Raw genomic sequence first — 12,278 nt, 5'->3', positions numbered from 1 at the left:
GTTTGCGACCTCAGCAACCAGACCGTGTGGCCGTTCGCTGCGGTGACACCCCTCTAGGACCACTCCCCAATCCCGTCAAATGCAAATTTCACTTTTATGGCAATTTTTGCGCCTTGTCGGCTGAGACGCTCCTGTAACGCTCCCGTCCTGCTTCCCGCCCCTCCCGTCCGTGGGGTCGTCCGAATGCGCGGCCCGGTACTGCCGTACCAACGGTCTCATAGTATTCAGATGCTAAAGAGGAAAATACGAAAAAACCGGCGCACGCTGCTTGCGTACGCCGGTTCTGTCTTTCGCCAGCCCGACATCAGTCGGACAGGAATTACTTGCGGAGCGTGAGACCGCCACCAAAGCGCTTGTTGAAGCGCGCGACCTGGCCACCAGTGTCGAGCATGGTGCCACGACCGCCGGTCCAGGCCGGATGCGCGAGCGGATCGATTTCGAGCGTCATCACATCGCCTTCCTTACCCCAGGTCGACCGGGTCTGGTACTTGGTACCATCGGTCATCTGGATCGTAATCATGTGATAGTCGGGATGCGTATCGGCCTTCATCGTATGTCTCCGGTATAAACGGCTGGTTCCGACCAGCCTAAAGCAAGGCGGGCCCGTACACACAGCGACGCCGTGATGCAAGCCAGCCCCCCGTTTCGGCAATTACGCCTTAGGCGGATCGGCGATCATCGCGGTAAAATTCGCTTCTGCGACCAGCTGACCGTCGACCAGGGCGCGCCCTGCGAATTTACAGACGCTTGCACGCTTCTGCACGAACGTCACGTCGAGCTGAAGCAGAACCCCGGGCTCGACCGGCTTGCGAAACTTCGCACCGTCGATCGCCATGAAATAGACAAGCTTTCCCGAACCCGCGAGACCGAGCGATTCGACCGCCAAGATGCCGGCGGCTTGCGCCATCGCCTCGACGATCAGCACGCCGGGCATGATCGGCCTGCCGGGGAAATGCCCCTGAAAGAACTGCTCGTTCATCGACACCGCCTTGATGGCGCTGATCGATGTGTCGGGGACGAGATCCACGACACGATCAACCAGCAACATCGGATAGCGGTGGGGCAATGCCGCCATCACCCGGCCGATATCGAGCGGTCCGCTCGATCGACCGGGCGCGGCGTCAGCCACGTCGACGTTCACGTTATCCGTGCTCACCGACGATGTTCTCAGCGGCCCTGCGGCGTCGTGCGCGCGGGGGTCGCGCGGGCGGGGGTCGCGCGGGCGGGTGCCGCTGCGGCAGGTGCGGCTGCCCCACCCTGCTGGCCCTGCTGGTTCGGCTGCCAGCCGGCGGGCGGCGTGATGCCGACGGTCGGGACGAGACGGTCGAGCTCGGCCGTGATCGACGCCGTGATATCAGCAGCCGGCTGTGCGAACAATGCGGCATCCGGACGAAGCAGTAGGGTCACGTTCTTGGCGCGGACAGCATTGCTGACCGCATCGCCGAGCTTCGCCTGGATCTGTTCGATGACATATTGCTGGGCGCGCTGTGCCGGCTGGGTCAGACGAGCCAGTTCCTGGTTTGCCGCGGTCTCGCGTGCCTGGATCGCCTGCGCCTGGCTCTGGAGCGACGCCGCATTCGGGGTCGGCGCGCGCTGTGCGGTCTGGAACGCGGTCACGAGCGGCTGGAGTTCGCGGGCGATCGCCTGGCGGCGGGTCTCGGCCTGGTCGAGCTGTGCCTTGTAGGTCGTCTCGATCTGGCCACGCGCGGTGGTCCAGGCCTTGGAGCCTGCGATCGCGCCCTGCGGGTCGGCGACCGCGATACCAGAAACCTGGGCCTGCGCCGGTGCGACGATCGCCGCCGGTGCGAGCACGGCTGCGGCGAGAAGAAGCGTCTTGAACGTCGTCATCAGAACTGTGTCCCTACGTTGAAAGTAATAAGCTTGGGGTCATCACCCGGCTGCGTCAGGATGGCCTTGGCGAGATCGATACGCAGCGGGCCGAACGGCGAATTCCAGTTCACGCCGATACCCACCGACAGACGGGGCCGCGGCGAGTTGCCAAGGAACGTCTCCTTGAACGGCGCGATCGCGCTGGTCGCGATGACATTGGCTTCGGCGCCCGAGCAGGCCCCGCCGAGCGTATCGGAATAGCCCGCCTGACACGTCGTCGCCCGCTGCGCCGTTTCGGTGGCACCGGTCGGCGTGTAGGTGTTGAAATAGAGCTGGCGGCCTGCGCTGTCGAACAGCGGCGTATTGATCGGCAACACGGTGACATTGCCGGCCGCGTCGACCGACGTTGGGAAGACCGCGGTTGGCAATGGCTTGGTGATGCCGAACAGGCTGCCGATCTGCGCGTAGATGGTCGGGCGAAGCCCCAGTTCGCGCGCGCCAGAGCCCAGCGGAATCTCGATTTCGGCACGAGCCAGATAATAAGCCCGGCCGCCGAGCGCGTCGTCGACGATCTGGTTGCGATCGGTCACTACCGTCTGCGTGCCATCGGCCGCAGTGACATATTGCTGGCGCAGGACCCGCGGACCGACGCCGCGAATGTCAAAGCCGCGGAACTGCGGTTCGCCCAGATAGAAGCGGTCGGTGATGCGGACGCGATCGACACCCTCGCCACGGCTTTTCTCGAGCGAGTGGATATAGCCGCCCTCGGCGATGATCGAGCCGATAAAGCCGCTGCCGAGGTTCCAGAACTTCGATCCTTCGGCGCGCGTACGGATATACTTCACGTCGCCGCCCAGACCGGCAAAGTCCTGGCTGAACGAGAAGCGCTGCCCGGCGGTCGGGCGCAAACGGCTGTTCAGCGTATCGTAGATCAGCGAATAGCCGATCGACGACGTCCAGCGATTGCCGAGTGCCTCACAGAGGTAACGCCCGGCCTTGAGCGGGTCGCAGACGCCGTTGGTGAAATAGGAGGCCTGATCGAGGCCGACCTCGTCATAGGACAGGCCGTAGCGGCCCGACAGCGACCAGAACTCGGTCAGCGGCACACCGGCACGGATCTGGAAGCCCGTCGAGACCTGCGAATAGGTCGTCTGGCGGTCGTTCCCGACATAGTTGAACGAATTGTAATCGCGCCGGAATATGTCGCCACCGAGCGCAATATTCTTGTCGAACAGATAGGGCTCGGTAAAGCCCAGCTCGATCGACTTCGAATAGCTCGAATAGTTCACGCCGGCGCGCAGTTCCTGGCCCTTGCCGCGGAAATTGCGCTGCGTGATGTTCGCCTGGATGATGAACCGCTCGAGGCTCGAATAGCCCGCCGACAGCTGCAATTCGCCCGTCGAGCGCTCTTCCAGATTGGTTTCAAGGATCACGCGATCGGGCGCGGAGCCCGGCGTCTGCTTGATCTCCATCTTGTCCTGGAAATAACCGAGCGAGTTGATGCGATCCTGCGAGCGCTTCACCTGGAAGCTGTTGAACGCGTCGCCCTCGGCAAGACGGATCTCGCGACGCACGACCTTGTCCTGCGTCTGAGAATTGCCGTTGATCTCGACCCGCTCGACATAGGTGCGCTTGGCTTCGGCGATGTTGAAGTTGATACCCATGGTGAGGGTATCGACGTCCTTCTGGAACTCCGGGTTCACCTCGGTGAACGCATAGCCGAACAGGCCCGCGGTCTGGCTCAGATTGTCGACCGAATCCTCGACGAGCTTCGCGTTATACCACTCGCCCTTCTTGAGCGGCAGCGTCGAGGCGAGCTTCTTGTTGTCGAAGTCGCGGATCTGGCTGTCGACGGTGACGTCACCGAACTTGTAGCGCTTGCCCTCCTCCACCACGTAGGTGATGATGAAGTCCTTCTTGTCCGGCGTCAGCTCGGCGACCGCGGACGTGACGCGGAAATCAGCATAGCCCTCGGTCAGGTAGAACTGGCGCAGCTTCTGCTGGTCGTAGCTCAGGCGATCCTGGTCATAGCTGGTCGCCGAGGACAGGAGGCGGAAAAGCCGTGCCTGCTTGGTCGCCATCTGGCCGCGGATCTTGTCGTCCGAAAACACTTCGTTGCCGAGGATGTTGATCTGGCGGACCTTGGACTTCGGGCCTTCGCTGATCTCGAACACGACATCGACGCGGTTCTGGTCGAGGTTGACCATCTTCGGATCCACGACCGCGGCGAAGCGGCCCTGCCGGCGATAGAGCTCGATGATCCGTGCGATGTCCTGGCGGACCGCGGTGCGCGTGAAGATCTGCCGCGGCGCGAGCTTGATCTCTTTGGTGATCTTGTCCGCCTTGAGCGCCTTGTTGCCCTCGAGAATCACGCGGTTAATGATCGGATTCTCGCGGATGCGCAGGACGATATTGCCGTCCTCAACCCCGGCGATCGAGTAATCCGCAAACAGGTCGCTCGCCTGCAGGTCCTTGAGCGCCTGGTCGAGCGTTTCGGCCGTGTACGGGATGCCGACGCGGAGCTTGGTGTAGCTCAACACGGTCTCGGGCTCGATGCGCTGCGAACCTTCAACACGCAAAGTCTTGATCAGAGTCTGGGATACAGGCGCCGCTACGGGCGTTGTAGGGGCGGATGCAGGGGCAGCCGCCTGTGCACGTGGCGGACCGGATCGTGCCTGCGCAGCGGGGGCCGAACCCGCAGGCGCAACCTGTGCCCAGACCGGCACGCCGGACAGCATCGTACCTGCCAGGAGCAGGGCGCCGTTACGCGCCAAAGTGTAACCGTTGATTGCTGTCACCAAACCCACCCCAAGAAACTTGCATACGCAAGGGCGCGCCCGCCCTGCCCTAACCGCGTCAGCCGATCAAGCCGGCCAGATTCTTCCACAACCCGAAATTGCCGAGATCGTTGAAGGTCACGAGAAGCATCAATGCGAGGATCGCCGCAAGACCGCCGCGATACGCCCATTCCTGAACGTCGGGACCGACGGGCTTTCGCCGGACTGCCTCTATCGCATAAAATAGCAAATGTCCGCCATCAAGCATCGGCACTGGCAGCAGGTTGATGAACCCCAGATTGATGGACACCAACGCAATCAGAAAGACATAGGCATCGAGGCCGAGCGACATCTGCTCGCCCGAGACCTTGGCGATACTGAGCGGTCCGCCAAGCTCCTTGACGGAGCGACGGCCCGAAATCACCTGGCCCAGCGTCTCGACCATCATCGAGACGATCTCGCCCGTCCGCTTCACCGCGACGGCCGGTGCTTCGAGCAAACCGACGCGAACGACGATGGGTTTGCCACCGGCGATCCCGAGCCGGCCGATCCGATATTCATTCCCGAACCGGTCGCGCTGTAGCTCGGTACCGATCACGACATCGCGCGATACCAGTCGTCCATCACGCAGTACATCAATGCGAGTGCGTTCTCCCGCACGGATGCGGGCATAGCGTGCCATGTCGTCGAAGGTTTCGACCGAACGCCCGCCCAGCGCAGTGACCCGGTCGCCCTGTTGCAGACCGGCGAGTGCCGCCGCACTGCCCGGAACGGTCGCCCCGATCACCGGCGGCATCCGGACGTCGCCATAAGCGAGCGCGAATCCGGCGAGGATGACGATTGCGACGACGAAATTGACCAGCGGGCCTGCGGCAACGACAATCGCGCGCTGCCAAACCGGTTTCGACTGGAATGTCCGCTGACGTTCGTCGGCAGGCAAGGCGAGCCATTCGGCGGAAGGCTGGCTTGCCGGGGTCATGTCCCCGGCGAATTTCACATAACCGCCAAGCGGCAGCCAGCCGAATCTCCAGCGTGTGCCGCGACGATCGGTAAAGCCCGCGATCTCGCGTCCGAACCCGATCGCAAAGGCGTCGGCCTTGATCCCGAATATCCGTCCAGCAAGATAATGGCCCATCTCGTGAACGAACACGAGCGGTCCGATGACGAGCATAAAGGACAGGATCGTCAACAGGATACCGGGCGTTTCGATCAAACCACGCAATCCTTCACACGCTCGCTCGCAAGGCGCCGCGCGTCGGCGTCGATGGCCAGAACGGCATCGACGCTATCCGGTGCGGCCGGATCGTAGCGTATCAGCGTATCCTCCACGATTGCGGCAATTTCGAGGAAGCGGATCCGGCGGTTGAGAAAGGCGTCGACGGCCACCTCGTTCGCCGCGTTGAGGATCGCCGGGCGCGCCCCGCCCGCGTCCAGTGCTTCGCGTGCCAGCCGCAATGCGGGAAACCGCACCGGATCGGGCGCCGCGAAATCGAGTCGGCCGATGCCGACGAGATCGAGCGGCGCCATCGGTGTCGCCATCCGGTCGGGCCAGGCCAAGGTATGTGCGATCGGCGTGCGCATGTCGGGCGGGCCGAGCTGTGCCAGAACCGAGCCATCGACATAGTCGACCAAGCTGTGGATCACCGACTGCGCATGGATGACGATCTCGATCCGGTCGGGCGGGATCGGGAACAGCCGGGCGGCCTCGATCAGTTCGAGGCCCTTGTTCATCATCGTTGCCGAGTCGACCGATATCTTGGCGCCCATCGACCAGTTAGGATGCTTGACCGCCTGTTCGAGCGTCACGCCGCGCATCTGATCGGTCGTCCAGTCGCGGAAGGGCCCGCCGCTGCACGTCAGGATGATCCGCCGTATGCCTTCGGGCCGCGCGGCATCAAAGCACTGAAAGATTGCGTTATGCTCGGAATCCGCCGGGAGCAGGGTCGCCCCGGACTGTGCCGCTGCGCGCAAGATGACGTCGCCGGCGGAGACGAGCGGCTCCTTGTTGGCGATGACGACCGTGCCGCCCTGCTCGATCGCAGCCAGAACCGGCTTGAGCCCCGCGCAGCCGACGATCGCGCCCATCGTCCAGTCGGCGCCCGATGCGGCGGCCTCGGCGATCGCGTCAGGGCCGCCGCCGGCGCGGACACCCGTTCCCGCCAATGCCGCCTGCAACTCTGGCAGGCACTGCTCGTCGGCAACCACCGCGAATTCGGCGCGGGTCCGGATCGCGGCCGCGGCGAGCCGCGCGACGTCACAATTTGCGGTCAGCGCGACGACGCGAAAACGATCGGGCTCGCGCTCGACGAGATCGAGCGTCGACGTACCGACCGACCCGGTCGCACCGAGAATCGTGACGCTTTTCATGAGTATAAGCTCGGCAACATGATGAGTAACGCCGCGACGGGGGCGACCGGGACAAGCCCGTCGAGACGGTCCATCACGCCGCCATGACCGGGCAGCGTATTGCCGCTGTCCTTGACGCCTGCGACGCGCTTCAACCAGCTTTCGTACAGGTCCCCCATCTGCGCCAGCGCCGCGAGAAACGGCGTGGCGAGCGCAAGGTGGAACGGCAGCGCATATTCGACGTGGAGGATCGCGGCGACGATGCCCGCGAGCGCCACGCCGCCAATCAGGCCCGACCAAGTCTTGTTCGGACTGATCACGGGTGCAAGCTTGGGTCCGCCGAGCGACCGCCCGGTGAAGAACGCGCCGATATCGCACGCCCAGACCAGCGACAGCGCCCAGAGGGTCAGAAGCACGCCGTCCTCCTGACGCCGGATGATCATCAGCGCGAGCACGGGCAGCCCGCAATAGATGATTCCGAGCGCCAGCGGAGGCCTACGCGTGGTGATGACGACGAAGAACGCCGCCCCGGCAAGCAGGCCCAGCGTGAAGAAATCGTGCACGACGAGGATCAGCGAGGCCGGCGCCATCAGCGCGAGCGGCACGGATAGCGCGAACTGCGTCATGCGCCTGGTTTTCGCGTCGGCGCCCTGCAGCATCGCCCATTCGGCCATCATGAACAGCGCGGCCACCACGCCCAGCAGCCAGAAGGCGATGCCGCCCAGCGTCAGCGCGATGCTCGCGACGACGATCATGCCGACGCTCGCGATCATCCGGAGCTTGAGGTTGGACGGTGTGCGAAGCGCCTGATCGGGGGCCCGTTCGGGATCGGTAAGCGTCACAGCCCACCGTAGCGGCGTTGCCGCACGCCAAAGGCCGCGACGGCCTCGGCGAGCGCGTCGCCGTCGAAATCGGGCCAGAGCGTGTCGACGAACAGCAGTTCGGCATAAGCCGCCTGCCACAACAGAAAATTCGACAGGCGCTGTTCGCCCGAGGTGCGGATCATCAGGTCCAGCGGGGGAAGATCACGCGTGTCGAGTTCACCCTCGACCATCGCCGCGTCGATGCTCGCCGGATCGAGCACCCCGTCGCGCGCGCGTTCGGCCAGACGGCGGGCGGCGAGCACGAGTTCGGCATGGGCGCCGTAGTTGAGTGCGATCGCGAGTAGCGGACCGGTGTTGGCCGCGGTCCGCGCGATCGCATCATCGACCATCGCGACCAGATCGGGCGAAAAGGCACGATAGTCGCCGATGACGCGCAAACGGACATTCTCGCGCGTCAGTTCGTCGAGATCGCTGCGGATGAAATGCCGCAGCAACCCCATGAGATCGCTGACCTCTTCCGCGGGGCGGCGCCAGTTCTCGGAGGAGAACGCATAGAGCGTCAGCGCCTCGATCCCCATCGCACGCGCCGCGCGGGTAACGTTTCGCACCGCATCGACGCCCGCCTTGTGGCCGGCAAAGCGGGGGAGGAAGCGCTTCTTCGCCCACCGCCCATTCCCGTCCATGATGATCGCGACATGACGCGGCACCGCGCCGCCCCCAGGAACGGCGACGAGCGACGCAGCCTGGGAGGCTCCGGCCGAAGCAGCGCCAAGCGGCCTCACTTGCCCAGGATTTCCTTTTCCTTGGCGCCCGCGGTCGCATCGAGATCGGCGATCGTGCTGTCAGTGAGCTTCTGCACCTCGACTTCGTGACGCTTGCGCTCGTCCTCGCCGAACACGCCCTTCTTCTCGTCGACCTTCAGCGAGTCCATCCCGTCGCGGCGGACGTTACGGACTGCAATGCGGGCCTTTTCAGCATATTGGCCGGCGAGCTTAGCGAGTTCCTTGCGACGCTCCTCGGTCAGATCGGGAATCGGCAGACGCAGCGTCTGACCGTCGACGATCGGGTTGAGACCCAGCCCAGCTGAGCGGATCGCCTTGTCGGTCGGGCCGACATTCGACTTGTCCCAGACCTGCACCGACAGCATCCGCGGCTCGGGCGCCGACACGGTCGCGACCTGGTTGAGCGGCATCGACGAGCCGTAGACCGTGACCATCACCGGATCGAGCAGCGCGGTCGACGCGCGGCCGGTGCGAAGCCCGGCCAGATCATGCTTCAGCGCTTCGACGGCACCCGCCATGCGGCGTTCCAGGTCGCTCTTGTCATACGCTGCCATCTTAACTCTCCTGCTCGTTCTGGACGATCGTCGACACGCCATCACCCGCCAGCACCGCGGCAAGATTGCCGGGTTCGCGGATGTTGAAGACGACGATCGGGATATCATTGTCGCGGCACAGAGCGATCGCGCTCGCGTCCATGACCTTGAGGTCCTCGGACAGCACCGTGCTGTACGAGATCGTCTCGTAGCGCGTTGCGTCCGGGTCCTTTTTCGGATCGGCGCTGTAGACGCCGTCGACCGACGTGCCCTTGAACAGCGCGTCGCACTTCATCTCGGCAGCACGCAGCGCGGCGCCCGAATCGGTGGTGAAATAGGGGCTGCCGACACCGGCGGCGAAGATCACGACGCGGCCCTTTTCGAGGTGCCGTTCGGCGCGACGCCGGATGAAGGGTTCGCAGACGCTCGCCATCGGGATCGCCGACTGGACTCGCGTGTCGATGCCGATCTGCTCGAGCGCGTTCTGTACCGCGAGCGCGTTCATCACGGTCGCGAGCATGCCCATATAATCGGCAGTCGCGCGCTCGAAGCCCTTGGCGGCGGCGGCGAGGCCACGGAAGATGTTGCCACCCCCGACGACGATACAGATCTCATAGCCCTTGGCGCGGACGTCGGCGATCTCGCCGGCGACACGTGCGGTGACGGTGGGATCGATCGAAAGACCGGCGGGTCCCATCAGGACTTCGCCCGACAGTTTGAGCAAAATGCGTTTGAAGCGCGGAGGCGTCATAAATCTCGAATTGTGATTGGCGGGGCGGCGCGGACCTTAGGCGGCGAGGCCGGGGATGTGAAGCGCTGCGACGTGCCTGTGTGGACTCTGAGCGGTCAGGAGACGGAAAATCGTCGACCGCAGGAGGGCGCGCGAGGGGAAATGCCGTCATTTCCGCGGAGATGGAGGCCCGGAAGGGGGGGGGGGCGTCGCGAGCGAACACCGACCGCGAAGGGTCTGGATCCCCGCCTGCGCGGGGATGACGGAGTAGTACGCGGCTACTCCGTGATCCTTCTCCCCTCGGGGAGACGGTGGACCAGCGGGGCCGGATGAGGGGCGTGAGGTTCGCGACCTCGCCACTCCCCTCACCCTTCCCACGGCCGAAGGGCCGTGGGCCCCTTCCCTCTCCCCGGACGGGAAAGGGAGGGCGTTGTTACGCCTGCGGAACGCCCGAGGCGGCAGCGACTTCGGCGGCGAAGTCGGACTGTTCCTTCTCGATGCCTTCGCCGAGCTGGAAGCGGACATAGTCCACCAGCTTGATCTCGGCGCCCGCGTCCTTGCCGGCCTTGGCGACGACGTCGGAGATCTTGGTCTTGCCGTCCATCACGAACAGCTGGCTGACCAGAGCATGCTCCTTGCGGTACTTGGCGATGCCGCCTTCGACCATCTTGGCAATGATATCAGCAGGCTTGCCCGATTCGGCGGCCTTCTCGGTCGCGATCGCGCGCTCACGCTCGATCTCGGCTTCGTCGAGATCGGCTTCGTTCAGCGCCTTCGGGAACGCCGCTGCGATGTGCATCGCGAGCTGCTTGCCGAGCGTCTGGAGCACCTCGTCCGACGCCTCCGATTCGAGTGCGACGAGCACGCCGATCTTGCCGAGGCCCGGCGATGCCGCGTTGTGGATGTACGGAACGACCGCACCCTTGCTGACTTCGAGCGTGCGCGAACGGCGCAGCGACTGGTTCTCGCCGATCGTCGCGACGTTGTTCGTCAGGACTTCCTCGACGGTCTTGCCCGATGGCATCGCCTGCGTCTTGAGCGAGTCGATGTCGCCGCCGGTGGCGAGCGCGATCTGCGTCACGTCACGGACAAACGACTGGAACTGATCGTTCTTTGCGACGAAATCGGTCTCCGAGTTGACCTCGACCGCAGCACCCTTGGTGCCCGAGACGGCGACGCCGACGAGACCCTCGGCCGCGGTGCGGCTGGACTTCTTGGCGGCGGCGGCGAGACCCTTGGTCCGCAGCCAGTCCATCGCCTGCTCCATGTCGCCGGCGTTCTCGCTGAGCGCCTTCTTGCAGTCCATCATGCCCGCGCCGCTCTTTTCGCGCAGATCCTTGACCATTGCTGCCGTGATATCAGCCATGTCCGTAAATCCTCTTTAGTCTGAATGTAGTTGCGGGCGAGGTAAGGCCAGATGCCCTACCCCGCCCGCATGACGGTTCGGCGACGACGCTTATGCGTCGATCTGGCGCTCACCCTCGGCCGCGAACTCTGCGGCGGTCTCGGCGTTCGCCGCAACCTGCGTCGTGTCGGCGGTCGGCTCGACGGTCGGCTCGGCGATCGCCTCTTCCTTCGGCGGCTCGACCATCGCGCCGATGTCGGCACCGGTCCGGCGCTGCTGCTCCTGGCCACCACGCGTCGCTGCGATTGCAATGGCTTCGCAGTAGAGGCGGATGGCGCGGGCGGCGTCGTCGTTCGCAGGCACCGGGAAGGCGATGCCGTCCGGCGAGACGTTCGAATCGAGGATCGCGACGACGGGAATACCCAGCGTGTTGGCTTCCTTGATCGCCAGCTCTTCCTTGTTCGCGTCGATCACGAACATCACGTCGGGAATGCCGCCCATGTCGCGGATGCCGCCGAGCGAAAGCTCGAGCTTGTCCTTCTCGCGGGTGAGCTGGAGCACTTCCTTCTTGGTCAGGCCGACGGTGTCACCCGACAGCATTTCCTCGAGCGTCTTCAAACGCTTGATCGAACCCGAGATGGTCTTCCAGTTGGTGAGCATGCCGCCCAGCCAGCGATGGTTGACGAAGTGCTGGCCCGCGCGACGTGCGGCGTCGGCGACGGGCTCCTGCGCCTGGCGCTTGGTGCCGACGAACAGGACCTTGCCACCGCCGGCGACGGCCGACGAGACGAATTCGAGCGCGCGCGCGAAGAGCGGCACGGTCTGCGAGAGGTCGAGGATGTGGACGCCGTTGCGATCACCGAAGATGTAAGGCTTCATCTTGGGGTTCCAGCGATGCGTCTGGTGACCAAAATGTGCGCCCGTTTCAATGAGCTGCTGCATCGAGACGACTGGTGCCGCCATAGGATATGTCCTTCCGGTTGTGCCTCTGGGAAGCGGATGACGTGCCGGCCGAATGACCGAAACGCACCGGGCTATGATGCCTCCCATGCGGGGTTAGAGGCGCGGCCCTTAGCCGGGGACCGCGCCAAATGCAACGGCTTACCGCCGA

12 protein-coding genes are annotated in these 12,278 nt (G+C 64.4%); all 12 read right to left on the bottom strand.

Annotated features, from left to right (window positions below):
* Positions 1-319 precede the first annotated feature (319 nt).
* A complete protein-coding gene (rpmE, locus tag IFT54_RS07815) occupies positions 320-550 on the bottom strand; it encodes a 50S ribosomal protein L31 (protein ID WP_031393312.1) in 231 nt (76 codons plus the stop codon).
* A 102-nt stretch (positions 551-652) separates the two neighbouring features.
* Positions 653-1,156 carry a 3-hydroxyacyl-ACP dehydratase FabZ gene (fabZ, locus tag IFT54_RS07810; protein WP_443024362.1) on the bottom strand — a complete coding sequence of 168 codons (504 nt, stop codon included), beginning with the start codon at positions 1,154-1,156 and terminating at the stop codon, positions 653-655.
* Between the two features lie 11 nt (positions 1,157-1,167).
* Positions 1,168-1,848, bottom strand: coding sequence for an OmpH family outer membrane protein (locus IFT54_RS07805; RefSeq protein WP_192070127.1), 681 nt, complete (start codon positions 1,846-1,848; stop codon positions 1,168-1,170).
* Positions 1,848-4,568 carry an outer membrane protein assembly factor BamA gene (bamA, locus tag IFT54_RS07800; RefSeq protein WP_192070181.1) on the bottom strand — a complete coding sequence of 907 codons (2,721 nt, stop codon included), beginning with the start codon at positions 4,566-4,568 and terminating at the stop codon, positions 1,848-1,850. Before bamA ends, IFT54_RS07805 begins: the two co-directional genes overlap by 1 nt.
* A 118-nt stretch (positions 4,569-4,686) precedes the next feature.
* Positions 4,687-5,820, bottom strand: coding sequence for an RIP metalloprotease RseP (gene rseP, locus IFT54_RS07795; protein WP_192070126.1), 1,134 nt, complete (start codon positions 5,818-5,820; stop codon positions 4,687-4,689).
* On the bottom strand, positions 5,817-6,974 hold the full coding sequence (locus tag IFT54_RS07790) for a 1-deoxy-D-xylulose-5-phosphate reductoisomerase (protein WP_192070125.1): 1,158 nt from the start codon (positions 6,972-6,974) through the stop codon (positions 5,817-5,819). Before IFT54_RS07790 ends, rseP begins: the two co-directional genes overlap by 4 nt.
* Positions 6,971-7,726 carry a phosphatidate cytidylyltransferase gene (locus IFT54_RS07785; protein ID WP_052149409.1) on the bottom strand — a complete coding sequence of 252 codons (756 nt, stop codon included), beginning with the start codon at positions 7,724-7,726 and terminating at the stop codon, positions 6,971-6,973. Before IFT54_RS07785 ends, IFT54_RS07790 begins: the two co-directional genes overlap by 4 nt.
* 65 nt (positions 7,727-7,791) lie before the next feature.
* Positions 7,792-8,559, bottom strand: coding sequence for an isoprenyl transferase (locus IFT54_RS07780; protein WP_107932662.1), 768 nt, complete (start codon positions 8,557-8,559; stop codon positions 7,792-7,794).
* Entirely contained in the window at positions 8,556-9,113 is a 558-nt protein-coding gene (gene frr / locus IFT54_RS07775; RefSeq protein WP_031394213.1) for a ribosome recycling factor, read from the bottom strand. Before frr ends, IFT54_RS07780 begins: the two co-directional genes overlap by 4 nt.
* A gap of 1 nt (position 9,114) precedes the next feature.
* The gene (pyrH, locus tag IFT54_RS07770) at positions 9,115-9,843 is read right to left on the bottom strand and encodes a UMP kinase (protein ID WP_031394212.1); all 729 of its coding nucleotides are present in this window, start codon (positions 9,841-9,843) and stop codon (positions 9,115-9,117) included.
* Between the two features lie 412 nt (positions 9,844-10,255).
* Entirely contained in the window at positions 10,256-11,188 is a 933-nt protein-coding gene (tsf, locus tag IFT54_RS07765) for a translation elongation factor Ts (RefSeq protein WP_031439366.1), read from the bottom strand.
* Between the two features lie 90 nt (positions 11,189-11,278).
* Positions 11,279-12,130: a 30S ribosomal protein S2 gene (rpsB, locus tag IFT54_RS07760; protein WP_031394210.1), complete on the bottom strand. Its 852-nt coding sequence runs from the start codon at positions 12,128-12,130 to the stop codon at positions 11,279-11,281.
* Between the last annotated feature and the right edge of the window lie 148 nt (positions 12,131-12,278).

The sequence above is a fragment of the Sphingomonas sp. CFBP 13714 genome, from assembly GCF_014842205.1.
GTDB lineage: Bacteria > Pseudomonadota > Alphaproteobacteria > Sphingomonadales > Sphingomonadaceae > Sphingomonas > Sphingomonas aerolata.
Note: the sequence above shows the minus strand (reverse complement) of the source record. Positions and strands in the feature narration are given on the sequence as shown.